Here is a 23,857-nt window from a genome sequence, read left to right on the forward strand (position 1 = left end):
CCGGGGTCAAGACAGCGCTGCGTGACCTGGCTCGTCGCTGGAAGTCGCTCGATGACGAGATCAAACTGCTCAACAAGCAGATCGAGGCACTCGTGCGAGCCGCAGCACCGGACCTGGTGAAGCTCCACGGGGTCGGCGTCGAGCTCGCTGGACAGTTCCTCGTCACCGCGGGCGACAACCCCGAACGCATCCGCAGTGAGGCAGCGTTCGCCAAACTCTGCGGCGTCGCACCACAACCAGCCAGCAGCGGACGCACCACCGGCCGGCACCGGCTCAGCCGCAGCGGCGACCGCGCCGCCAACAGCGCCCTCTACATCGTCACCATCGTCCGCATCCGCCACCACCAACCCACCCGCGACTACGTCCAACGACGCACCGCGGAAGGCCTGAGCAAACGCGAGATCATCCGCTGCCTCAAGCGCTACATCGCCCGAGAGATCTACAACAACCTCCCACGACCAACCGCCCAGCCACAGCCAGACAACCAACTGCCCACAGCGGCTTGACGAACATAGGAGCATCGAACGCTTCCACCGCACCCTGCTCGACGAATGGGCCTACGCACAGCCCTACCGCACCGAGACCGAACGCCGCGAGGCGTTCCCGCGATGGCTGCATCTCTACAATCACCACCGCGGTCACACCGCACTCGCAGGCAAGCCACCGGCCAGCCGCGTTCCTAACCTCTTGGGTCAGTACACCTAGCCGGACAGCCGGTCGCCCACCAGCGCCAGACACTGGATCGCCGCGAGTCCGTACTGGGCGGTCGCATTGGTCGACACCCACGTCGCCTCGTCGACCGGGTTCAGCACGGCGGGCCCGGTGATCCTGGTGCTGCGCCACGGACTGTTCGCCGGGTAACCGGCCTCGCCCCGCTCCAGCTCCGTCCACGCGCGAGCGGCCAGGGCTGGATCACCTGTCTTCGCGGCTGCGTAGGCGGTGAGCCTGGCGTGCGCCTGCTTGAGATTGAGACTGCCGAACGACTGCCCGACGGCGGCGATCTGTTCCGCGGCCGTGCCGTTGTACAACGTGCAGTACTGCAACCAGGCGCGTTCGAACTCCGGCAGCTCCGCCGCCGCGATGATCTCGCTGCACAGCTCCGCGAGGCCGAACACCGCGCTGAGGTGTGACACCGACACGGCGACGGTGTCGGTGGCGAACTGGCCCGTGGTGAGGTCGTACATGCCCTGACCGGTGACAAAACCGTTCTTCAGCTTGCCGATCGCGGTGCAGGTCTTGATCAGCTTGGTCCTGGCGATCGGGTCGCCGCCGCGTTCCCACTCAGTGAACCACGCGGCAGCCAGCGCGCCCCAGTCCGTGCCGAGGCCGACCGCCAGCGCCTTCGGGTCGGGTTCGTAGGGCTCGGTGCGGATCTTGCGCAGCGGATCGAGGACGAGGAACGTCCTGTCCGCGTCGACCAGATCGCGCATCAGGTCGCCGACGCGTTCGTCGGCGGTGAGGAAGTAGAGGAACCGCCGGTTGGCCGCTGTACTGATCCGCAGCTGTTTGGCGCTGTCGGCCCAGTGCTGCACACCGTGACGGGTACCGAGATCCGCGTACTTGCCGAGGTGGTAGACGTCGACTTCACCGGTGTGGCGCGTCATCGCCTCCGCCATGCGGAAGATGTCCGCCCTGCCGGTCCGCAGGTAGCTGTACCAGAGCCACAGGTCTGTGCTGAGCTCCGAGTTGTCCCACGCGTAGCCGCCGACGTCGTAGCGCCACTCGTGCCGGTCGTTGTCGTAGGTGTGCATGACGTCGCCGTAGTCCCAGAAGCCGTACCACCGGCGCTGCTCCACCTGGTCGCGGTAGAAGTCGAAGAGGAAGTGGAGCCGGTCCTCGATCACCGCCTTGGCCGGGGTCGACCTGTCCACCGGCGACCAGTCGCCGAACACGCCTGCTGCTCGCATCCGGCGCGGCGACGCGACCAGCAGCGGTGGCGTGCACACAACGGCAGCCTGTGCGGCGAGGCGTTCCGCTGACGGCGTGGCGTCCAGCGCCCAGAACATCAGCTCGGTGGTCCTGGCGACGCCGTACGGATCTCCGAAGCCGGGTTCGTAGTCCTCGTAGGTGATCTCCAGGCCCTCCAGTTGCTCGGGATAGGTGTCCATGCCCATCCCGTCGTGGTAGAACCGCAGATCCATCGGTCTGGCGTCCGGCGCCCAGAGCCACACGGTGACCTCTGCCGACTCCCCCGCCGCTCCGCGGATGTCGAGCTGCGTGGGGTGCGTCTGCCAGAAGTCGCGCATGCCGAACGCGAAACCGCGGCTCACGCCACCGACATAACCGAATCCGCCCGCCCTGGTGCCTGCGGCGGCGTGCACCCACCCGCAGCCGGACCTGGTCCGTTTGCGGATCTCGAACCCGTCGGCGGTCAGCTGGCTGAGCGTGTAGTCGCCCCAGGCCGGGACGAGGTGCAGCCGCGAGCTCACCCTGGTGTCCCAGGTGGACACATCGGGCGTCGCACGCCCGGCGGCCTGCGCGGCCCGCACCGCCGCCCCAGGGTCTCGCCGCAGACCGGTGACACCGCGCACAGCCTCGGTGAACAGGCCGCCGTCGGCACTGGCGAACCGGACGTGCCGGTTGTGCGGATCGTCCGGCAGCGGAACCTGGAACCGCACCCCGAGCCCGCGGATGAAGTCGTTCTCCGCCTTGCCGTCGAACACGAAGCTGTGCACCATCCGGAAGTTCTCCGCACCGGCGTGGAAGTACAGCCGGATGGTGAAGGGTAGCCAAGCCCGTGACTGACGCTGAGCGCGGTGCTTGCCTTCGATGCGCACGACCGCGCGCACAGGACCGGACTGTTCGACCGTCACCCGGTGCACCTCGCCGGTGTACCGCTCGCGCCTGCGGTCACCCCGCTCGTCGCACTCGTCGGGCCCGTTCTGGTGCAGACACACCAGTTCGCCCTTCCGTGCCACGACCTTGCCGACGCGGGAGACCGAGTCGATCAGGACCTGGCCGCCCCGGTTGAGCACGCACCGCAGCACGCCGGTGTCCACGACGATCCTGCCCGCCTGCCGGGACACGGTGACCTCCTTCGCCGGTGCCACGGCCGGGCCGGGCGCCAGCAGGTACTTCTCGGCCGCCGGTGCGCCGGCGGCGATCGCGTGGGCGCTCCACTTCAGGGAACCGTCCGGCCAGTAGCCGATCGGCCACGTCTGCACCGGCACCGCGGTGCCGTCGGGTGTGCGCAGGCCGAACGACTGGTCCGGCCGCAGTTGCCCTTTCGGCCACGGCAGTCCCCACGTCACGCCGGTCATCTCGGCCGGGACACCGCCTTCGAGCCAGTGCACCTCGGTCGGTTCACCGGGCTCCGCGGCGGCGGCAGCAGCTCCGCCCGTTGCCGCGGAGGCCGCCAAAGGCAGGGCGGTACCACCGACCAACAGGGTTCTCCGGGTGAGCGGCGACATGCGTAAACTCCCTTTCGGGTTCGGGTCCGCGCTTCGGAAAGCGCTTTCCTGCTGAGCACGCAAAGGGGTATGGTCGAATCTGTTTCGGTCCGTCTACATCAGACAAATCCCTGCCATCTGGAGACAACGTGAGGAAACACTTCCTGGCCCTGGCCGCGCTCGCCGTACTGCCACTGTTCACCGCCGCGGTTCCGGCATCGGCCGATGAGCTCGACTGCGCCCCTGCGACCAAACCGTCCGCGAGCGCCGCGCCCGTGAAGGTCTGGCTCGCCGGTGACTCGACGATGTCCAACCCGCATTCCAGCTGCCCGGCCGGCTGGGGCAGCCAGTTCGACCCGCTGTTCAACGCCGACGTCACCGTGCAGAACAGCGCGGTGGCCGGACGGAGCATCCAAACCTGGCTGTACGAGTCCAACGTGAAGAACACGAAGGACTCGACCGGTGAGTGCGTGGTGAGCCCGAGGACGTTCCACTCGCGCTGGCAGAACATGCTCAACCCCACCACCGGCATGAAGGCCGGCGACTACCTGATGATCCAGTTCGGGATCAACGACGGCAGCCGCGACTGCCCGCGCCACGTGGGTTCCGCCCGGTACAAGGAACTTCTCGCGCTGATGGCCAAAGCGGCCAAGGACCGCGGTGTCACGCCGATCTTCCTCACGCCCGTCTCCGCCATCAGGTGCAGCGGCAGCACCGCCGTCGGTACCCGCGGCTTCCTCACCGAGACCTTCGACGCGGGCCGGGCCGCCGGGGCCACCGTGATCGACCTGCACAAGCTGAGCTACACGCTCTACAACACGCTCAGGTTCTGCCCCAACAACGGTGACTACACCAGGGGCCCGGTCGGTGCCTTCTTCTGCAACGACCACACGCACTTCGAGGCGGCAGGGGCTCGCCAGATCGCCGGTGTCGTGGCCAAGGCGTTGCGCGACCAACGAATTCCCCTTTCCAGCTACCTCAGGTGAAGGAAGGTGGGTGGTCCGGTCCGCGACCGGGCCACCCACCGCTCACCAGATGCCGTTGCGACGTGTGGAACGTGGAACCGCCGGCCTCGGTGGTGATGGAGGCGCCGTCGTCGAGCTCCAGTACCCGTCGCTGAATTTCATTCGACGTTCTCGCCGTTCGAATTCGAATCGAATTGCTTCGATTTGCGAACACCTTCAGGAGACGTTAGCGACAACACTGTTGCGAAGGAAGAGGAATCGACGTTCGTTGACGATTGCGCCGATCAGGTTTACATTGCCTGGAAAGCGCTTGCCTAGCACGGGGCGTGCGTGATGATTTCCTGCATTCCCTGCGCAAGGGAGTATTTGTCATGGTCTCAACCAGCTGGCGGATGGGCGCCGCGGCCGCCGCGGTGGCCGTGACCCTCGGCGGCGTGCCGGCGTCCGCGAACCCCGAGCCGCGGATCGCGGCCTGCGGCGACCGCACGTTCAACGCCGAGGCGGTGCTGAGCGGCAGCACGTGGACCGCCCGCAACGGCGGCCGCACCGTCTACACCGGCGGTGACATGCGAGCCGCCGTCCAGGCCGCCGTCAACAGCCTTACCTCCGGCCGCACCGCGAAGCAGTGGGTGCTGGTGCGCGGCAACGGTTCGGTGAGCGCGGGCTCGCGGATCTCGTTGCCCAGCTACACCGGCATCGACGTCTGCGGCACGATCAACGTGACCGGCTCCGGTTCGGGCGACCAGGCGCCGATCTACTCCAGGGGCACCCGCGACGTCGAGGTCCGCTACCTCAGCCTCACGGGCCGCCCGTTGTACGGGATCTTCATGCGCAACGTCGACAACCTGATCCTCGGGCAGATCGACATGCGACTGTCCGGCGGACTCGGCGTGCGCGTCGACAACCGCGGCAACACCAGCGTCCGCAGCCGGAACATCCGGATCGACAACGTGTTCGTCTCCGGCGCCGGTAGCCACGCCGTCGAGACCTACGGCGTCGACAACATCACCATCGGCACCGTGACGGCCCGCAACGTCGGCGAGTCCGGACTGCTGCTCAACGACACCATCAACGCCACCGTCGGCACGGTCGACGCTGAGAACGCGGGCGCGGGCACCGGCTACGCGGCGTTCCGGACGGCCAACCGCAACGGCCGCATCGGTTCGAGCTACCCCACCAACATCCGGGTCGGCACGGTGCGGGCGCGCGGCGGCGGCCGTGGCGTGTTCTGCGTGTCCGAGAGCGGCGGGCTCACCATCGACCGCGTCGACCTCGCGAACACCGGCAACAACGCTGTCCTCATCGAGAACTGCTACAACGTGAACCTCGCGGCGCAGAGCGGCACCGTCACCGGTGGCGGCGAGATCCGGCTGGCCGCCCGCTCGGAGTTCCCGAACAACCGCGACATCACGGTCCAGAACCTGACGGTGAACAACTCGTCGGTGCGCGAAAGTCCTTGTGGTACCAACACGACGTTCCGCAACCTCACGCTGAACAACAGCACGTCGAACGTCTGCCCTTGACGTCCGAACACGACTGTGGACCTGCGAGGACAACGGGTCGTGCTGATCCGACGGATCAGCGGTCGAGCGGTTCGTAGTCGAACCAGTCGAAGTGGACGGTGCCGGTCGCGGCGTACATGCCGATGACCCTTCCGGTGAAACCGCCCGCGACCTCCGTCGAGAGATAGCGGCCGTCGAGCGAGGCGAGCACGGTGAACGTGCCGTCGCTCTCCTCGACCCCGAAGGAGATGGTGTCCGGCCCGGAACGCGGGTCCCGCGGTTCCACCGCCTCGTCCACCTGCACACCGAGGACCAGTGGACCACCGGTCGCGGGCCGGGACGCCACGACCGTCCGCAGTGGACCGATGCGGGCGAGCACCCGCACCTCTCCGGACGCCACCTCGATCTCGTAGTGGTGGTCCTCGTCGAACCGCACGGCCAGTCCACCGCTGCCGTCAGCGGTGTCGATCACGGTACGGGCGCGGCAGGACAGGTGCTGCTGACGGCGGCCGACGAACAAGACGTCCGGGTCGTCCAGACCGGACCCGCGGGCGTTCAGGGTGAGCCATCCTGGCCGGTCCCCCGTGGTGCAGTGGCGTTCGGGGCGGTCGCGCGGGGAGATCCAGCACGGTCGCAGTCCGGTGTGGGCGAAGTCGTCCCGCTCCGCCTCCCCCGCCGCGGGACCGGACACCAGCTCGCCGACCACCGGCCAGCCGTCGGCCCAGCTCACCGGCGCCAGGAAAGTCTCCCTGCCGAGCAGGTGCCAGCCGGGCGTGCCACCACCCGGCCGCACACCGAGCAGCACCATCCACCACGACCCGTCCGGCCGCTGCACCAGATCCGCGTGACCGGTGTTCTGGACGGGGTCGTCGGTGCTGCGGTGCGACAGGATCGGGTTGGCGGGGCACGGTTCGAACGGCCCGTCCGGCGCCAGGCCGCGAGCGATCGAGACGCCGTGTCCCCGTTCGGTGCCGCCTTCCGCGATCATCAGGTACCAGTGGTCGCCGATCCGGTACAGGTGCGGCGCTTCCGGGGCTTTGACGCCAGGAGTGCCGGACCAGAGTCGTTGCGGCAAACCGAAAGTCTCGCCGGTCGACGGGTCGATGCGGTACTGCGACACCCCGGCGACCGTGCACCAGCAGTTGCCCTCGCCGTCCCAGGCGAGGTCCGGGTCGATGCCGCCCACCTCGGACAACAGGATCGGGTCAGACCACGGCCCCGCCGGGTCGGTGGCGGTGAACACCACGTTGCCGCCGCCGTGGCTCACGCTCGTGACGATCAGCCAGAACCTGCCGTCGTGGTGGCGCAGCGTCGGCGCGTAGATTCCGGCCGACGACGGAGTTTCCGCGGTCAGCAGCAGCTGGCTCGTCCGGTCCAGCGCGTTGCCGATCTGCGTCCAGTTCACCAGGTCCCTGCTGTGGAACACCGGGATGCCGGGGAAGTACTCGAAACTGGAGCACACCAGGTAGTAGTCCTCCCCGGCCCGGCACACGCTCGGGTCGGGATGCATCCCCGGGATGACAGGGGTGGGGGTGTTCGTCACCCGTAGAACTCCTCTGGCCCTATGGCGGTGCAGCGCCGCTCCACGGCAACGTCTGCATCAGGCAGACACACGGCAGGGTCGCGGTGTCCTCGTCACCGGCCTCCAGCGTGGTGAGGTCACGGGCGTTCACGCAGATGACCTCGTGCGGTAACGGTGCTCAGACAGTCTCACGGACCGCTTGGAACAGGTGGTGGCAGGTTCCCGCATCGGCGGAACTTCTTCCGCGAGGCCCAGCGGCAGATCGGCCGCGTAGCCGATCGTGCGCCGCGGTCGTCCACTTGGGACTGATGAACGAGGAGAAGCGATGCGCACGATCGCGACGGCCTTCGCGGGAACGGCGCGAGTCAGGGGGTGCGGGTCGACACGGTCGGCTGGGAGTTCCGCGAGGGCGAGGCAAACGCCGTCGTCATCTACGCCGCACAGCAAGGCGGGCACGGCAGGCGATCGGCCGGCCTGCGTCACACACGCTTGCTGAATCGTCTGCTCAGTCCCTCCCGCACAGCTTCGGGAAGACGGGGCATCTCCACGACCGATCAACCCGCTCAGCCGGCGGAGACCGAGTAGCTGTAGGTGGTGAAGTTGAGGCCACGCTGGACGAGGTGATCTCGTAGCCGAACTGCACGGCGCCGACCGTCACGTCACCGAACCAGCCCCGGTTGCGGATCCAGTTCATGATCCCCTTGATGTCGACGGAGCCCGACCCGGTGTTGGACGTGCGGACGAACGAGAACACCTCGTTGCTGCCGTTGGAGCCCCGGTAGACGTTCCAGCTGTGGCCACCCACCGACACCGACGCCCGCCAGGAGCCGATCGGGCCGACCGAACCGACCTTGTTCATCCACAGCATGATCTCGTAGGCGTTGTTGTTGGCCCAGATGTCGTAGGCGGTGGTGTAAGCGCCGGCGTTGGGGTACGAGACGTTGAAGCTGCTCGACAGGCTGCCGATCGAGCTCAGCCTGCGGTTCACCACCTTCTCCGAATGCGGGTAGGCCTTGACCCCGCCGGTGTTGGGGTGGTTCGCCCAAACACCCCAGTTGCTGTACGAGTTCGCCCAGATCGACTGCGGGCCGTAGCCGTTGCCCCAGACGTTGTTGCGCACCGTGTAGCCGCCGTTCGACCAGGTTCCCCACCGATCCGATGAGGACCAGGTGGCCGCCAGCGCGGTGCTCGTCCCCAGGGAGACGGTCAGGACGGCCGCCATCGCGACGACGAACGCACGCATGATCTTGTTCATTGATTTCCCTTCCGCACATCATTGAACGGAATTGATGCCCGCAGTCGGGCATTCCACGCGATCGAACCCAACATCGAATGCATCGAACGCAAATGCACGAATTATTCGACGAATTTTCCGGAAACAACTGAAGAGACAGCACTGCCCGTGCGACTCGACAACTCCGGCGGCAACAACGTCAGCGGTGGCGACTGTTGCCCGTTCAGCTCGGCGATCAGCAACTCGACCGCCCGCCGGCCCAGCACCTCGGCCGGCACCTGCACACAGGTGAGCCGCATCCGCTCGGCGAGCTCTTCCGGGCAGATCGCCACCAGCGCCACGTCATCCGGAGGCCGCCGGCCCGCGGCGTGCAGGCACTCCAGCACCCAGCCCAGCGCTGCCTCGTTGTGCACCACCAGCGCCGTCATCCGGGGGAGTTCGCGCAGCAGCGTTCGAACGACCGCTCGCACCGAGTCGTAACGGTGCTCGGCCGGGAGTGCGGCCGACACGACGCCACGCCGCATGGCCGCCGCGCCGAACCCGGCCAGGGCTCGTCGCGCGCGGGGGTGCCGAGCGCCTGCACCCAGCCGAACCCGGACCCGCCGGCCAGCGACGTCACGACCGACACCACCCCGGCGGCCGCGACCATGGCAAAGCCCGCAGTCACGAACCGGACCCAGCCGCCGCCCAGCCTGCGCGCCAGTGCGGTGCCGACGACCGCGAGCGCCACCAGTGCGGGCAGCTTGACCTGCGCACCCAGTCCGATGAGGACGACGCCGGCCGTGTACTGCCACCACTTCAGTTCAGGCAGCGCGTGCAAGGCGACGACGGTGCCGGACAGCATGAGGCCGAGCATCAGCGCGTCGTTGTGGACACCGCCGATGAAATGCCACAGCACCAACGGGTTCATCACGCCCAGCCACAACGCCGTGCGCTCCTGCACACCCGTCATGGCGGCAAGCCGGGGCACCGCCCACACGACGAGCAGCAGTCCGAGCGCGGCGACCAGCCGGTACAGCCCGATGCCCAGGACCGGGTCGCCGCCGGTGACCTCGATGATCGCCCTCTCGACGGTGGTGAACAACGGCCCGTACGGCGACGGGGTCTCGCGCCAGTAGACGCCGACGCGTGCCACGGCCTCCGCGCTCGCACCGGCCGCAGGGCTGACCACGTTGGGGTCGAGCCCGTTCGCGGCCACCTCGCCCTGGGCCAGGTAGCTGAAGACGTCGGCGCTGAACAACGGCGGGGCGACCAGCAGAGGCGCGCACCACCAGGCCAGGGTCCGGCGCAGCCATCCGGGGTCCGGCCTGGTGCGGCCGAGCAGTGCCCACGTCAGCACGACCAGTCCGGCACCCGCGATCGCGACGCCCAGGGCCACCGCGCCGCCGGTTCTGGCGCTCACGGCCCAGGCACCGGCGGTGAGCAGAAGCGCACCGCCGAAACCCGTCCAGCGCAACAGTTCCGGGGTGTCGGTGACGACCGCGGCCGGCCAGCGGTACGTGACGGTCTGCACGGGAGACACAGTGCTGCCCGGACGGATCGTCACGCGTCCGACCGTGGTCGCGTTCCCACGTACGACCTAAGAATGATCTTTTTTAAGTCCGCGTCTCAACTCAACTTCCGGCGAAGTCGTGCGTCATCCACACGGTTCCCTTGGCGTCGCGGATCACGACGATGCCGATGCGGGTGGACGACTTGCTCAGGATGTTCTTGCGGTGGCCGTCGTTCGGCGGCTTCTCGTCGATCATGCCCTGGGTCAGGCCGAGCGCCATCTTGGAGATCGCCTCGACGTTGTCCTTGACCGGGCCGCCCATGCCGACGTTCTCCGCGACCGAGCTCCACTTCACGCCCGCCGCGGTGCTGCGTTCGCCGAGGCCGCTCTCGCCGGGGCACTGGTGCGACAGGCCGCAGCCGTTGCTCATCATCGCCCTGGTGTGCCGGTCGGCCGCGGTGACCAGCGCCGGGTCGACCGTCAGCGGGGCCAGGCCGGCCTTCGTCCTGGTCTCGTTGATCAGCGCCAGGACGCGTTCCTCCGGCGTGGCGGCGCGGACGGGCTCGGGCGGCGCTGTCGTCGTGGTGGTGGTCATGGCGGACGACGGTGCGCTCGGCGCTGCGGACGTGGTCTCCGGCGGCTGCGACGAGGAAGTGGTGAGCGCCAGTCCCTGCGTGGTGTTCGGCCCGGCCACGGCGGCGGGCGGGTCGGACGGCAGCAGGACCATCGTGCCGACCACGCCGACGAGCGCGCACACGGCCGCGGCGCCCGCCACGGCGAGCACGGGCTTGCCGCCGGCGATGCCCGCGAGCTTGCCGAACACGCCGGCTGGTTCGGCGAGGTGCGTGGTCACGGCGCCGAGGTCGGACTCGAACGCGACGGGGTCCGGCGTGACGTCCGTGAGGGTTTCGAGCAACCGGGGCAGGTAGGCGGCCGGGACCACGAGCAGCGCGGCGCCGGTCAGGACGCGCTCGACCGGCATCGCGTCGTCCACGCCGCGCCCGCAGCGCCCGCACTCGTCGACGTGCCGCAGGAGTCGCTTGCGCCACAACGGGCTCGGCTCGCCGTTCCAGCCCTGCGCGGCCCGGTCGAGCCCGGCGCAGCGCGGCTCCACCGACAACGCCCGGACGAGGTGCCTGATCGTCTCCAGGCGGCCCTTCAGCCTGCTCACGCGCACCGTGACGGCGTGCGCGCCGAGGTCGAGCGCGTCGGTGACCTCGGCCCTGGTCAGCTGCCCGACGCGTTCGAGCGTCCACAGCGCCAGCAGTTCGCGGTCGCCCGGATCCAGCCAGCGCGCGGCCTCGTCGACCTCCCGGCGCTGCTGGGCGAAGTGCAGCCGCGACAACGCGACCTCGACGAACTCGGCGCCCGGATCGGCCCGGTCGTACTCCTCGAGCGGAGCCGGGGCCAGGTCGCGGCGGCGGTAGTGCTCGCGGACCTGGTTGATGGTGACGGCGACCAGCCACGACCGGAACCGGTCGGGCTCCCGCAGCGCGTCGATGCCGCGGATCACGCGGACCATCGTCTCCTGCACCACGTCGTCGACGTCGGAATCGGCGTGCAGCGCCCGACCGGCGACGTTGTAGACCAGCGGCAGGCAACCCGCGACCACGGCGTCGAGCGCCGTCCGATCACCGGCCCGCGCGGCCTGCACCTGCTCCGCGTCCACCCGCCCCAGCCACTCCCGACCCGTCACTTCCGCACCCTTCGCCGACTGTCCTGTACGCCATGGGAGACCGGCGAGTCTCACCTCAGGTCACAGAAACCGGGCCGGAAGGTGACCGGGGTCACACGGCAACCACCGCCACGCCGGTCCGGCCGCCGTCGACGTCCAGCACGATGCCGTGCACGAACTCGGCGTCGTCGGAGGCCAGGTACACCGCTGCGGCGGCGATCGCGTCCGGCTGCCCGGAACGGCCGGCGGGTGTGCCGCGCATCATCACGTCGGCCATGCCGCGAGTCGTGTCGTCCCAGCCCGCCGAGGCGATGACGCCGGGCGAGATGGCGTTGACCCGGATGCCCTGCGGCCCGAACTCCGATGCCCACGCCCGTGTGAGCGTCTCCATCGCGCCCTTGCTCGTGCTGTAGACCGCCCCGCTGGGGACGCCGAGCCTGGTGATCCACGAACCCAGGTTGACGACCACGCCTCCGCCTGCGCCGATCATCGCGGGGACGAGGGCCTGCGTGAGGAAGAACGGTGCCTTCACGTTGACCCCGAAGACCCGGTCGAAGGTCTCCTCGTCCGTCGTCGGGGTGGTCGAGGGCGGGTAGATGCCCGCGTTGTTCACGAGGACGTCGACGTGACCTCCCAGCAGCGCGGAGGCCCCGGCGGCGAGCGCGCGGCTCGCGGCCGGGGAACCGTCGAGATCGGCGCGGACGAAGTCGGCCTTCCCGCCGTCCGCGCGGATCTGCCCGACCACCTCCGCTCCCCTGGCCTCGTCTCGCCCGGAAACGACGACGTGCGCTCCTTCGCGGGCGAAGGCGACCACGATCGCGCGGCCGATGTTGCTGGTGGAACCGGTGACGAGGGCGGTCCTGCCCTCCAGTCGCTGTGTCATGTCCTCGAAGCTACGAGCGCTTTTTTGGACCATCAAGTCCAGAAATCTAGCCCCGGAGGTGTTCGACCAACGTGTCGAGCACCGCTTCGAGGTGCGCGACGCCACCCGTCGACATGAGCACCTGGACGCCGCCCTGGATGCCGGCGATGAAGGCGGCGGCGACCCGGTCGGCGTCGAGGCTCTCCCGGACCAGCCCGGCCGCCTGCATGTCGCCGATCCCCTTGCGCACGTGGGCCTGCCATTGACTCAGCAGCGTGCTGACCACCTCGTGCGCCCCCGGCGTGCTGCCGACCTGCCCCATCAGCGTGCCCAGCGGGCAGTGCCGCCCCTGCGCGCGGTACCGGGCGACCACCGAGTCGCGCCACCGGTCCCAGGCCGCCCACGACGTGAGCGCGCCGAGGTGCGGCTGCTGGTCGTCGAGCACGCGATCCGCCTCGTGGCGGGCCACGGCGAGGAAGAGCTCCTCCTTGCCGCCCGGGAAGTAGTGGAAGATCTGGCTCTTGCTCGTCCCGGTGATCGCGCGGATGTCGTCCAGCGTCACGCCCGCGGGCTCGTCGCTGCGCAGGTAGGCCGCGGCGCCCTCGATGATGCGCTGCCTGGTCGCGCGCCCCTTGGTCGTCAGTGCCATGACCCGAGCCTAGGTTTTCTGGACCGGTCGGTCCACTGTGGTTGACTGGTGCCATGCTGCCTTGGGAGGGACCGCTCGCCGGTCGGCTGGACCGGCACACCGTCGACTCGGCACTGCTGCGCGACAACCCGCTCGGCGATCCGCACGAGCGGCCGCTGTGGGTGTACGTGCCGCCGGGCTACGACTCGGGGACCGAGCGCTACCCCACCGTCTACATGATCCAGGGCTACACCGGGCACGTGGCGATGTGGGCGAACCGGATGCCGTTCCGCCAGCCGTTCATCGAGACGGCCGACGCGGTGTTCGCGCAAGGAACCCCTGGCTGCATCGTCGTCTACGTCGACGCGTGGACGTCGTACGGCGGGTCGCAGTTCGTCGACTCCCCCGGCACCGGCCGCTATCACTCGTACTTGTGCGACGAGATCGTGCCGTGGGTGGACGAGCACTACCGCACGATCCCGGGCCGCGAGTCGCGGGCGATCGCGGGCAAGTCCTCCGGCGGGTTCGGCGCGATGATCACGCCGATGCTGCGCCCCGACCTGTTCGGCGCGTTGGCCACGCACGCGGGCGACGCGCTCTACGAGCTCTGCTACCTGGCGGACTTCGGCAAGGCCGCACGGGCGTTGCGCGGCTACGACCACGACGTCCAGAAGTGGTGGACGGACTTCACCAGCCGGACGGCGTTCACCAAGCCCGAGGACATGGACTTGCTCGGGATTCTCGGTGTCGCAGCGTGCTTCTCGGCACGCGAGGACGGCACGCCGGAGCTGCCGTTCGACCCGGTCACCGGGGCGCCGATCCCCCAGGTGTGGCAGCGCTGGCTCGACTGGGACCCGGTGCGGATGGTGGCCGGTCACGCCGACGCGATCCGCTCGCTCAGGGCCGTGTGGATCGACGCGGGCACGAGGGACGAGTACTTCCTCGACCTGGGCGCGGAGGCGTTCCGCAGGGAGATCGCCGCGGCCGGGATTCCGGACGAGCGCGTGCACTTCGAGCTCTTCGACGCGGGACACGGCGCGATCGACTACCGGTATCCGCTGTCTTTGGCGTGGCTCGCGACTAGGCTCGCTCGATGATCAGCGAAGTGGCCCTGAGAGGCGTTGAGGACGCGGACTTGGACATATTGTTCGAGTTCATGCGTGATCCCGAAGCGGTGCAGATGGCCGCGTTCACCGCGGAGGACCCCGACGACCGCGCGGCGTTCGACGCGCACATGCGCAAGATCCGGGGCAACCCCGAGACCCTGAACCAGGTCATCCTCGGCGACGGCGTGGTCGTGGGCAGCATCGCGAGCTTCGTGATGGAGGGCGACACCGAGATCACCTACTGGATCGACCGCGCGGTCTGGGGCCAGGGCGTCGCCGGACGGGCGGTGGCGTTGCTGTTGGAACAGGTGACGGTCCGGCCGCTGCACGCCCGCGTGGCCAGTGACAACGCGGCGTCGATGCGCGTGCTCACGAGGGCGGGGTTCAAGCCGGTCGGCACCGACGTCGGCTACGCGGCGGCCAGGAAGGCCGAGATCGAGGAGACGATCCTCGTCCTCAGCTGACGAACTTCTCCGTGCCCAGAACCCCGAGCAGCTGCAGCTTGTCGAACGCCTCGGTGCGCGGCGGCGCGGTCAGCACCAGCAGCGCCTGCGACTGGTCCTCGGTGAACAACGCCTGGCAGTCCACCTCGATCTCGCCGAGCTGGGGGTGGATCAGGACCTTGTGGTCCTCGAACCGCTTCGCGACCTCGTGCCGTTCCCACAGCTCCGCGAACTCCGCGCTTTCCTTCTGCAGCGCGCGAACGAGCTCACCGGCCCGTGAGCGCGGACCCATCGAGGCGTAGGCGGCACGCAGGTTCGCCACCTGCGTGCGGCCCTGCCGGTCGCGGTCGTGCTCGGGGTAGATCAGGCGCTCGTCGGGATCGGTGAACCACCGGTAGATCCCGCTGCGGGCATGCCCGGTGAAGCGCGAGGAGTCGCCGTACAGCGCCTCGGCGAACCTGTTCTGCACCAGGATCTCGCCGAGGTTCGACAGGATCAGCGCGGGCGTGTCGTCGAGCCGGTCCAGCACCCGTTGCAGCGCGGGCGCCACGTGGGTGGCGGTGGACCGGGGAGACGGGGCGTTGCGGCCGGCGACGCGGAACAGGTAGTCGCGTTCGTCGTCGGTCAGCCGCAGAGCGCGGGCCAGCGCGGCCAGCATCTGCTCGCTCGGCTGCGGGCCGCGTTGCTGCTCCAGGCGCGTGTAGTAGTCGGTGGACATGGCGGCCAGCGCCGCGACCTCCTCGCGGCGCAACCCGGGTGCCCGCCTGCGCGCACCTGCCGGCAGGCCGACGTCCTCCGGCCTGAGTTCCTCCCGGCGGCGCCGGAGGAATCCCGCGAGTTCCACCCGATCCATGAACCCCAGTATCCGGGCCTGCGCGTGCTGAACCAGGGACCGCCGATCCCCCGATAAGGGCTCTCTGCCGCAACGGCGTACACCGGCAGAAGCTCAGTGCCATGGACATCACCGGAAACACCGTCTTCATCCCCGGAGCCACCAGCGGCATCGGCCTGGCGCTCGCCCTCGCCCTGCGGGAGCGCGGCAACACCGTGGTCGTCGGCGGCCGGCGCACCGAACTGCTCGACCGGATCGCCGCGGAGCACCCCGGTGTCGAGACCGTGCGGATCGACACCGCCGACGCCGCGAGCGTCCAGGCCGCGGCCAAGGACGTCATCGCGCGCTTCCCGTCGGTCAACGTGCTGATCACCATGGCGGGTGTCATGCGCGTGGAGGACTGGCACCGCCCCGAGTCTTTCCTGGAGTCCGCCGAGGGCATCGTCACGACCAACGTCCTCGGCCCGATCCGCCTGATCGCCGCGTTCGTCGAGCACTTCCAGACGCTGCCGGACGCCACGATCATGACCGTCTCGTCCGGACTCGCGTTCGCGCCGCTGAAGATCACGCCGAGCTACAACGCGTCCAAGGCCGCGATCCACATGCTCAGCGAGACGCTGCGGCTCCAGCTCGCCGACACGTCGGTGAAGGTCGTGGAGCTGGAACCGCCGGCCGTGCAGACGGACCTGCTGCCGGGCCACGCCGAGAACGAGCAGGCCATGCCGCTCGACGAGTACGTCGCCGAGGTCATGAGCATCATCGAGACGCAGCCCGACGCCCGCGAGATCCAGGTCGAGCGCGTGAAGTTCCTGCGCTACGGCGAGGCGCGCGGCGACTACGACCAGGTGGTCGCCGCGCTCAACACCGAGGACCCGCACGGGAAGTGATCAGCTGATCCCGGGGCAGGCGTCGTTCGAGGTCTGCCCCGTGCGGAGGAACCGCACGGCGTCGTCAGCGCAGCCGGAGTGCCACAACGAGCCGTGCGCGCTGTCGTCCACGGTCAGCAGCGCGCCACCGATCCGCCGTTGCATCTGCTCGGCGAAGAAGAGCGGCGTGTTGGTCTCGTACCGGTGGCCGGACAGCTGCAGTGGGCTGGCCGCCCGCTTCAGCCGCCACGGTGTCGCGGGCAACGGCCAGCCCGCGCACCAGTTGCCGTAGCCGTGGCCGTTGCGGAAGAACGGGTACTTCTCCTGGCGGTGCCGGACCTGACGCCACGCCTCGTCGACATCCGGCGCCCTGCCCTGGTCGTTGCACACGACGGCACGCTGCATGAGCAGGCCGCCGTACCAGACGGGGGTGAGGCCGAAGCCCTCCAGCTCGGGCTCGTCGCCGGTCAGCGGCGGCACGCCACCGTCGCGCAGTGCCACGACCGACTCGGCGACCTGCTGCCAGACCGCGCGCTTGTAGGCGAGCATCGTGCGCAGGTGGCTGCCGGTGTACATGCGGGGTTTCCCGCCGGGCGGCGTGACCGTGACAGGGCGTGGTCCAGCTTCTCGGCCAGCTCGCCGATCGACGCCGTCACCGCTCGCGAGGTGGCGCCGAGACGGACCGTCTCGTCCCGCTGGGCGAGCCAGTCCGCGAGCACCTCGTAGTTGGCCTGCTTGGCGGCGGAGGCGCCGAGGTTCATGGTCTCCAGCGTGAAGTCCGCCGGCATCACCGAGTCGAGCAGCATCCGGTCCACGCGGTGGTCGTGGTGGCTGCGGTAGACGGCACCGAGCGCGGTGCCCCAGGAGATGCCGAAGAAGCTGATCTTCCGCTCGCCCAGTGCTGCGCGGATCAGGTCCATGTCGTCGGCGACGGCCCTGGTCGAGAGGTTCGTGAGCAGTTCGCGGTCGTAGCCGGTGCAGCGGGCGTTCGTGCGCGCGTTGCGTTCGTAGTCCTGGCGGAACCGCTGTTCGGGGCTCGCCTTCGGGTCGGGCTCGGGGCCGTCCTCCGGTGTGGCCTCGCACTCGACACCCCCGCTGGCCGCCGTCGCGCGCGGGTCGAACCCGATGAGGTCGTGGTCGGTGCCGAGCGCCGCGAGCTTGGACCGCGTCATCGCGTACGGCATGTCTAGGCCCGCGTTGCCCGGGCCGCCGGGGTTCATCAGCAGCACACCGCGCCGCTTCTGCGGGTCGGTGGCCTTGATGCGGCTGACGGCCAGGTCGATCTTGCGGCCGTGCGGCCGGGAGTGGTCGAGCGGCACGGTGACCTTGGTGCACTCGGAGACGCCGTCCTCAGGATCCCAGTGCTCCTGGACCTGTCTGCACGGCTGCCAGTGCGGTGTGGACGGTGCCGCCGGCGCGGGTGTCACGGTGACGAGAGGGACGACGAGCACGGCGGCGGCCGCGCAGCGCCCGATGACGTTGAGTGCGGTGGACATCTGCCTTCTTCCCAGGTCCGGTCGGCGCCAGCGTAGGAAGACCGTTCGTCCGCGCGGATCGTTCGCGCGGATGATCCGCGCGTCCGACCTGGGGTTGATCGTCACCGCGCCGGTAGCGTGGGCCCATGCCACAGATCACCGTCGAGTACTCCGCCGAACTGAGCGAGGCGTTCGACCGCAGAGCCCTCGCCCTCGCACTGCACCGGACCGTGGGGCCGCTGGTCAGCGCGGAGGTGGCGGCGTTCAAGACGCGGTTCCGCCAGATCGAGGAGTCCGTGATCGGCGACGGCTCGCCCGCGGCGATGATCCACATCAGGGTGGGGCTGCTGACGGGCCGGTCGGTCGAGCTCAAGCAGGAGGTCGGGCAGGTGGCCGCCGGGATCGCGCGCGATCACCTCAAGCCGGTGGAGGGGCTGCCCACCCAGGTGACGCTCGAGGTGTACGACCTGGACCGCGAGCAGTACCAGAAGTTCGTCATCTGAGGCCGGCCGCGCCGGCGCAGTACCGCCAGAAGGCCGCCACGTCCCCCGGCTTCTCCGCGGTGCCCGGCAGCAGGTGCGTCGGACGTTCGCGGCGGTCGTGCCAGAAGCGTCCGGCGCGGGGAGCGGGACTCGTCGCGGCGAGCCAGACCACCGTGTCCGCGCCTTCTTCGGCGGTGCGCAGGAACGCACTGGTCAGGCGGTGGAACCCCGGCAGCGAGCCGGCGACACCCGGTGTGTCGGCCCAGCCGGGGTGCATGCCGTGCACGGCGATGCCCTCGGCCGCGTAGCGCTCCGCCAGCAGCGGTACGAGCGTGACCTGCATGCGTTTCGTGCGGGCGTAGGCGGTCGCGCCCTTGTAGGTGCCCTCCCGGTACTCGGGGTCGTCGGCGCGGAGGCGTTGGGTGTACATGCCGCCGGACGAGACGAGCACGACCCGTGGGTCCGCGGAGGCCGCGAGCCGCGAGCGCAGCAGGTCGGTCATCAGCAGTGGGCCCAGCACGTGCGTGGCGAACGTCAGCTCGTGTCCCTCGGCGGTGACCGTGCGCTCTTGTGGCAGGACGCCGGCGTTGTGCACCAGGACGTCCACGCGGTCGATCTCCGCGGCGAACCGGCGCACGGACTCCAGGCTCGACACGTCGCAGTGCCGGACGAGGACCGTGGCGCCGGGGACCGCGGCGACGATCTCCGCCCGGGCCATCTCGCCCTTGCGTTCGTCGCGCACCGCCAGCACCACGTCCGCGCCCAGACGGGCCAAGCCCAGCGCCGTCGCCTTGCCGATGCCCGAACCGGCCCCGGTCACGACGGCCGTGGCGCCGTGCAGCGCGCCGGGTTCCGGGCCGGACCAGCTCTTCTCGCGGAGCCGGTATCCCCACTTCGAGTAGCCGGGGGCCACGAGCCGGTCGGCCATGGTGTCGAGCACGCGGTTCAGTTCGCTCACCTCCGGTGTTCGTCAGCCGAAGCGGAGTGGTTTCCTCGCGGGCTCCTGCAACACACGTGATGCCAGCCACGCGAGCCCGTCGGCGGTGGCAGCGGGGGTGCCCGTCGGCTGGACGACGTGACTGAGCACCGTCCTCGTCATGAGGTCGACGAGCACCTCGATCTGCTCACCCGTCAGGCCGGGCCGGTAGGACTCGACCCGCGCCGCGAGCATCGCCTTGACCTCGGTGAGCAGGGTTTCGGCCTGGGTGGTCAGCAACGGCACCAGTTCGGTGTCGGCGCCGTGCGTCGCCGAGGCGATGGCACGGACCAGGAGGTTGCCGCGGGCGAGTTCGAGGACGTCGCGGACGGCGTCGTGAACGGCCTCGACGAGGTCGTCGGCGTGGCGGTCGAAGGCGGCGCTGATCGCCGTGAGGAACCGGCCGAGCTCATGCGCGAGCATCGCGTCGGCGAGGGAGTTCTTGGAGCCGATCTCGTTGTAGACGGTCTGGCGGCTGACGCCGACCTGCTCGGCGAGCCGCGTCATGGTGACCGCGGCCCAGCCGTCGCGGGCCGTCATCTCGATCGCCGCCTCGACGATCGGCTGCCGGCGACCCGAAGCCGCCGCTGGAGAACCCATGGTCGCGATCCTAGGCCGTGACCCTTCCCGGCGCGACGAAGTCGATCTTCTCGCGCACGCCGCAGTCCGGGCAACACCAGGTGTCCGGGATGTCCGCCCACGCGGTTCCGGCGGGGAAGCCTTCGCGCGGGTCGCCCGTCTTCTCGTCGTAGACGTAGCCGCAGCCGGGGCACATGCCGCCTGCCGTCGCGTCACCGCGGCTGTCCGCGACGACGTCCGGGCCCGAGTCGGTGCCGCCGTAGCGGGCCAGCACCTTCGCGCGCTTGCCCGGCTGGATGTTGGCGCGGCCGATGTCACCACCGAAGTGGCCCCGCACCCGCGGGTCCATCACGCGCCGCCACAGCGGCGGCACCAGGGCCAGCAGGATCATGCCCGCGTAGCCGGTCGGCAGCACCGGCGACTCGGCGAAGTCGCGCAGCGTCTGGTAGCGCCGGGTGGGGTTGGCGTGGTGGTCGCTGTGCCGCTGCAGGTGGTAGAGCAGGACGTTCGTGGCGATGTTGTTGGAGTTCCAGCTGTGGCTGGGGTCGACCCGCTCGTACCGCCTGCGGCCCGGCGCCCCGACCATCTGCCGCAGCATCCCGTAGTGCTCCATGTAGTTCACGACCTCCAGCAGCGAGAAGCCGATCACCGCCTGGATCAGCAGGTACGGCACGATGCCGACACCGAGCCACACGATCATCGCCGCCCACAGCACCGCCGACATCAGCCACGCGTTGAGCACGTCGTTGCCCAGGCGGTACGGGTGCCGGTCGCGGCGCGCGTAGCGCTTGCGTTCGAGCCGCCACGCCGAGGCGATCGAGCCGAGGACGGTGCGCGGCCAGAACCGGTAGAAGCTCTCCCCCACCCTGCTGCTCGCCGGGTCCTCCGGCGTCGCGACCCGCACGTGGTGGCCGCGGTTGTGCTCGATGTAGAAGTGGCCGTAGAAGCTCTGCGCCAGCGCGATCTTGGACAGCCAGCGCTCGTGGCTCTCCTTCTTGTGGCCCAGTTCGTGCGCGGTGTTGATGCCGATGCCGCCGATGCAGCCGATCGACACCGCCAGGCCGATCTTGTCCACAACGGACAGATCACCGCGTGCGATCAGCCAGAACGCCACCACGAACCCGACGTACTGGATCGGCAGGAACAGGTACGTGATCCAGCGGTAGTAGCGGTCGTTCTCCAGCCGCTCGATCACGTCGTCCGGCGGATTGCCGCGGTCGAGCCCGGCGACGAGGTCGATCGCCGGGACGATGAGCAGGACCACGATCGGGCCGATCCAGAACCACACGCCCCAGCCCGTCGCCGCGTGCATCCCGATCGCCAGGAACGCCAGGGACGGCACGACCAGTCCCAGCAGCCACAGGTACCGCTTGCCGTCCGTCCACTGCTCGGTTGAGCCGACGGGCACCGTTGCCTTCTTGTCGCTCATGCCACGCTCCTCTGGAGGTTGACAGAACGGTAGGGCACGTAAAGTCAGTTTGACAAGAGAGCGCTATTTGTAAACCGCGAGCAGGGTCGTCGCGCGCCTCCGGTAGGCGACGGCCGACACCGACACGCACACGGGCACCCCTGGGAGCACGGCGTCTAGTGCCGCGGCGATGTCGTGCACGGCCCGCTGCGGCGAACTTCCGCGCCACACCACGACCTCCAGGTGGATCTCGGCGTCCGACGACAGCTCGACGCTGTGCACCGCCGGGTGGCACAGGGCGGTCTGCTCCACGAGCGACAGCCGCTGGTCCTCGGTCATGGGAGTGCGCAGCTGGACGACTCGGTGGCTGGGGCTGGACAACGCGGACTCCTCGGGCGACTCGTGCGGGGGCGACAGTCAGGACCGCGGAGGTTCCCGGTTCGTCACGCCCGTTCACCGAATCGAGGTATCCCGAGCAGCCGCAGAAGGGCGAGCAAGGGCTGCGAGTGGCTGTGCAGGTTCGCGACCGGCCAGGCCTGCATCGCGGTGCCGAAGCCGGGCAACGCCCACGTCTCGCCGGGACGGTCGCTGTCCGGCGCGAGGTAGCAGTCAGGGCCGGACAGGGTGCCCGTCCACACCTCCGGGTACGCGGCGGTGTGCGCGTGCAGCGTCATGCGCCGCCACTCGTCCCACGCCAGGCCGGGGTCGTAGCGGGAGGCCGCCCAGATCAGCGTCGTGTTGACCGAGAACCACACCTGTCCTTGCGCGCCCTCGGGAACGGGCCAGCGATGGCGGGCGCCCAGCGGCGACCCGGCGCGGCAGGTCTCGTCGATCGTCTTCAGCAACGCGCGGGCCTGGTCCGCGGTGGCGGCACCGCAGAGGATCGCCCACGGCTGCACCTCCAGCCACAGGTCGTGATCGCCGACGACCTTGCCGCCGGGACCGTGCGCGCGCCGGAACCAACGGCCGTTCCACTCCTTCGCCACCAGTTCGCGGAACGCCGCCGCGCGTCGCCGTGCCTCGGCGGCCGTTGTGGCATCACCCAAGCGCTCGGCGAGGCCCGCGTACACCGGGAGCACCCAGGCGGCCATCGCGGAGTTCAGCACCGACTCGCCGCGCTCGATCATCAGGTCGCGGTCCACTCCGGACTCCGTGATGGCGAGGTCGTTCCAGTCGGCGTTCAGGATCCGCACGTGCCCGTGCTCACCGACGCCGACCTCGTCCACGAAGAACCTGAACTGGCGCCGCAGATTCTCGGCGAGCGGAACGGCTTCGGCGGCGTGGCAGGGGTGGTACGGCACGGGCTCGGCGAACGCGGCGAGATCACCGGTGACGACCGCGTACTCGGCGGCGAGCCAGAGGGCCCACAGGTTCTGGTCGGACGGGCGGAACAGCTGCGTCCAGGGCTGTTTGCGGCCGTCGAGCGCGTACGGCAGGTCACCGTCGGGGCTGCCCCAGGCGCAGGTGTTGCGGAGCACCGACAGCGCGAGATCGGGTTCGAAGTGGACCAGCGGCAGCGCGTGCTGGAGCGGATCCCTTGCGGCGCCGTTGAAACCGTGGCGGAACGAGTACGCGGAACCCTGGTTCAGGGTGTGGCCGCCGAGCACGCCGTCCTCGCAGGCGCCACCGGTCAGGAGGGCCACGTGCCACGCGATCTCGGCGGTCGCCTCCGGTGCGCGCGGGGTGGTGATGGACGGGAGGCGCTCACGCAGGGCCGCCAGGCTGGTCGAGTAGACGGCCTCCGGGTCGGCGGGCCCGTCGAGCAGCCCGAAGCGGAACCACGCGGTCGTCCGCTCCCCCGGCGCCAGCTCCAGCCCGACCCCGACGACCAGGAGCCCGGCGGTGGTCTCCACCCGTCCTCCGCCGCAGTTCTCCAGCGCCACCGCCGGTGCGTCCGGCGGAGGGTCACCCCGCGTGGGCCCGAATTCGAGGTCCACCAGGCGTGGCCGCACATCCCACTCCTCGACCAACGCGCCGTGCACGACCTCCGCGCCACGGTTGAGCACGTCGACCCTGATCAACACCCACGGCACCGCGCCCTCCGGGCACAGCACGGTGCGTTCGATCCCGACGGAGTCCGACGCCACAGCCGTCCGGCAGAAGGTCGGCCCGAACAGCTTCACCGCGGCGGAGTCCGTGGCCAGCTCAGCGAAGCGGGCGATGCCGGTGCGTTCGGCGATCCACCGGCACCCGAGGTGCTCGTCCCACACGCCGGTCAGCCCGTCGCTGTCGGCCACGAGGGTGATCCGGCGGTTGCCCAGGTGCACCCAGTGCCTCGACGTCGGCGGGTCGATGATCGGATCCCACGGCCGGGGGCCTGCCCGGTACTCGAACGCGGGCAGGCCCTCGACTGTCGTCCACTCCCCGAACGCGCTCACGAAGGAAGCGTTGCGGCAGAACCCTCACACGGGCAATCGTCCG

At 69.7% G+C, this 23,857-nt stretch carries 22 protein-coding genes and 2 pseudogenes; 8 read left to right on the forward strand and 16 right to left on the reverse strand.

Features of this window, described 5'->3' with window-relative positions; genetic code table 11:
- Both SK571_RS13970 and SK571_RS13975 read left to right on the forward strand, forming a co-directional pair.
- Nucleotides 1-506, forward strand: a 506-nt coding sequence (locus tag SK571_RS13970) for a transposase (RefSeq protein ID WP_319984474.1), incomplete at its 5' end; no start/stop codon positions are given.
- Nucleotides 507-519: 13 nt separating this feature from the next.
- Nucleotides 520-705, forward strand: a pseudogene (locus tag SK571_RS13975) (integrase core domain-containing protein); the annotation flags it as partial.
- On the opposite strand, the gene SK571_RS13980 reads toward SK571_RS13975, so the two are convergent.
- Nucleotides 702-3,410: an exo-rhamnogalacturonan lyase family protein gene (locus SK571_RS13980; protein WP_319984475.1), complete on the reverse strand. Its 2,709-nt coding sequence runs from the start codon at nt 3,408-3,410 to the stop codon at nt 702-704. The pseudogene SK571_RS13975 and the gene SK571_RS13980 overlap by 4 nt on opposite strands.
- Before the next feature lie 128 nt (nt 3,411-3,538).
- Here SK571_RS13980 and SK571_RS13985 point away from each other — a divergent pair, with 128 nt between their 5' ends.
- Nucleotides 3,539-4,375 carry an SGNH/GDSL hydrolase family protein gene (locus SK571_RS13985; RefSeq protein ID WP_319984476.1) on the forward strand — a complete coding sequence of 279 codons (837 nt, stop codon included), beginning with the start codon at nt 3,539-3,541 and terminating at the stop codon, nt 4,373-4,375.
- 350 nt (nt 4,376-4,725) lie between these two features.
- Nucleotides 4,726-5,877 (forward strand): hypothetical protein, encoded by a 1,152-nt coding sequence (locus SK571_RS13990; RefSeq protein ID WP_319984477.1) that lies wholly within the window; start codon nt 4,726-4,728, stop codon nt 5,875-5,877.
- A 55-nt stretch (nt 5,878-5,932) separates the two neighbouring features.
- Here the strand turns inward: SK571_RS13990 and SK571_RS13995 are convergent, their stop codons facing one another.
- From SK571_RS13995 to SK571_RS14025, 7 genes and pseudogenes are all read right to left on the reverse strand, one after another.
- Entirely contained in the window at nt 5,933-7,399 is a 1,467-nt protein-coding gene (locus tag SK571_RS13995; RefSeq protein ID WP_319984478.1) for a glycoside hydrolase family 43 protein, read from the reverse strand.
- Nucleotides 7,400-7,941: 542 nt separating this feature from the next.
- Nucleotides 7,942-8,621 (reverse strand): annotated as a pseudogene (locus tag SK571_RS14000) (GH12 family glycosyl hydrolase domain-containing protein).
- A 113-nt stretch (nt 8,622-8,734) separates the two neighbouring features.
- Nucleotides 8,735-9,136 (reverse strand): substrate-binding domain-containing protein, encoded by a 402-nt coding sequence (locus tag SK571_RS14005; protein WP_319984480.1) that lies wholly within the window; start codon nt 9,134-9,136, stop codon nt 8,735-8,737.
- Nucleotides 9,037-10,158: a polyprenol phosphomannose-dependent alpha 1,6 mannosyltransferase MptB gene (mptB, locus tag SK571_RS14010; protein WP_319984481.1), complete on the reverse strand. Its 1,122-nt coding sequence runs from the start codon at nt 10,156-10,158 to the stop codon at nt 9,037-9,039. Before mptB ends, SK571_RS14005 begins: the two co-directional genes overlap by 100 nt.
- Before the next feature lie 67 nt (nt 10,159-10,225).
- Complete coding sequence (locus tag SK571_RS14015; RefSeq protein WP_319984482.1) at nt 10,226-11,800, reverse strand: sigma-70 family RNA polymerase sigma factor; 1,575 nt, start codon at nt 11,798-11,800, stop codon at nt 10,226-10,228.
- Between the two features lie 91 nt (nt 11,801-11,891).
- Nucleotides 11,892-12,662: an SDR family NAD(P)-dependent oxidoreductase gene (locus tag SK571_RS14020; protein WP_319984483.1), complete on the reverse strand. Its 771-nt coding sequence runs from the start codon at nt 12,660-12,662 to the stop codon at nt 11,892-11,894.
- Nucleotides 12,663-12,708: 46 nt separating this feature from the next.
- Nucleotides 12,709-13,290, reverse strand: coding sequence for a TetR/AcrR family transcriptional regulator (locus SK571_RS14025; RefSeq protein ID WP_319984484.1), 582 nt, complete (start codon nt 13,288-13,290; stop codon nt 12,709-12,711).
- 53 nt (nt 13,291-13,343) lie between these two features.
- Between SK571_RS14025 and SK571_RS14030 the strand changes: the two genes are divergently transcribed.
- Together SK571_RS14030 and SK571_RS14035 are read left to right on the forward strand one after the other, a co-directional pair.
- On the forward strand, nt 13,344-14,366 hold the full coding sequence (locus tag SK571_RS14030; RefSeq protein WP_319984485.1) for an alpha/beta hydrolase: 1,023 nt from the start codon (nt 13,344-13,346) through the stop codon (nt 14,364-14,366).
- A complete protein-coding gene (locus tag SK571_RS14035; RefSeq protein WP_319984486.1) occupies nt 14,363-14,839 on the forward strand; it encodes a GNAT family N-acetyltransferase in 477 nt (158 codons plus the stop codon). The genes SK571_RS14030 and SK571_RS14035 overlap by 4 nt, the downstream gene beginning before the upstream one ends.
- Here SK571_RS14035 and SK571_RS14040 read toward each other — a convergent pair.
- The gene (locus tag SK571_RS14040; protein ID WP_319984487.1) at nt 14,832-15,671 is read right to left on the reverse strand and encodes a helix-turn-helix transcriptional regulator; all 840 of its coding nucleotides are present in this window, start codon (nt 15,669-15,671) and stop codon (nt 14,832-14,834) included. The two genes, SK571_RS14035 and SK571_RS14040, sit on opposite strands and share 8 nt — an antisense overlap.
- A 101-nt stretch (nt 15,672-15,772) precedes the next feature.
- Here SK571_RS14040 and SK571_RS14045 point away from each other — a divergent pair, with 101 nt between their 5' ends.
- Nucleotides 15,773-16,537 (forward strand): SDR family oxidoreductase, encoded by a 765-nt coding sequence (locus SK571_RS14045; protein ID WP_319984488.1) that lies wholly within the window; start codon nt 15,773-15,775, stop codon nt 16,535-16,537.
- Here SK571_RS14045 and SK571_RS14050 read toward each other — a convergent pair whose 3' ends face one another.
- Nucleotides 16,538-17,092, reverse strand: a complete 555-nt coding sequence (locus SK571_RS14050) for an alpha/beta hydrolase (protein WP_319984489.1) — start codon at nt 17,090-17,092, stop codon at nt 16,538-16,540. It lies immediately after the preceding gene.
- Entirely contained in the window at nt 16,984-18,012 is a 1,029-nt protein-coding gene (locus SK571_RS14055; protein WP_319984490.1) for an alpha/beta fold hydrolase, read from the reverse strand. Before SK571_RS14055 ends, SK571_RS14050 begins: the two co-directional genes overlap by 109 nt.
- Before the next feature lie 125 nt (nt 18,013-18,137).
- Here SK571_RS14055 and SK571_RS14060 point away from each other — a divergent pair, with 125 nt between their 5' ends.
- Nucleotides 18,138-18,494 (forward strand): 5-carboxymethyl-2-hydroxymuconate Delta-isomerase, encoded by a 357-nt coding sequence (locus SK571_RS14060; RefSeq protein ID WP_319984491.1) that lies wholly within the window; start codon nt 18,138-18,140, stop codon nt 18,492-18,494.
- Here the strand turns inward: SK571_RS14060 and SK571_RS14065 are convergent.
- From SK571_RS14065 to SK571_RS14085, 5 genes are all read right to left on the reverse strand, one after another.
- Complete coding sequence (locus tag SK571_RS14065) at nt 18,487-19,431, reverse strand: SDR family NAD(P)-dependent oxidoreductase (RefSeq protein WP_319984492.1); 945 nt, start codon at nt 19,429-19,431, stop codon at nt 18,487-18,489. The genes SK571_RS14060 and SK571_RS14065 overlap by 8 nt on opposite strands.
- Nucleotides 19,432-19,443: 12 nt before the next feature.
- The gene (locus SK571_RS14070) at nt 19,444-20,049 is read right to left on the reverse strand and encodes a TetR/AcrR family transcriptional regulator (protein ID WP_319984493.1); all 606 of its coding nucleotides are present in this window, start codon (nt 20,047-20,049) and stop codon (nt 19,444-19,446) included.
- Between the two features lie 10 nt (nt 20,050-20,059).
- Nucleotides 20,060-21,457 (reverse strand): fatty acid desaturase, encoded by a 1,398-nt coding sequence (locus tag SK571_RS14075; protein ID WP_319984494.1) that lies wholly within the window; start codon nt 21,455-21,457, stop codon nt 20,060-20,062.
- A 63-nt stretch (nt 21,458-21,520) separates the two neighbouring features.
- Nucleotides 21,521-21,817 carry a hypothetical protein gene (locus SK571_RS14080; RefSeq protein ID WP_319984495.1) on the reverse strand — a complete coding sequence of 99 codons (297 nt, stop codon included), beginning with the start codon at nt 21,815-21,817 and terminating at the stop codon, nt 21,521-21,523.
- 62 nt (nt 21,818-21,879) lie between these two features.
- Nucleotides 21,880-23,814: a GH36-type glycosyl hydrolase domain-containing protein gene (locus SK571_RS14085; protein ID WP_319984496.1), complete on the reverse strand. Its 1,935-nt coding sequence runs from the start codon at nt 23,812-23,814 to the stop codon at nt 21,880-21,882.
- Nucleotides 23,815-23,857 lie beyond the last annotated feature (43 nt).

The organism is Lentzea kristufekii, assembly GCF_033949925.1.
Lineage (GTDB): Bacteria > Actinomycetota > Actinomycetes > Mycobacteriales > Pseudonocardiaceae > Lentzea > Lentzea kristufekii.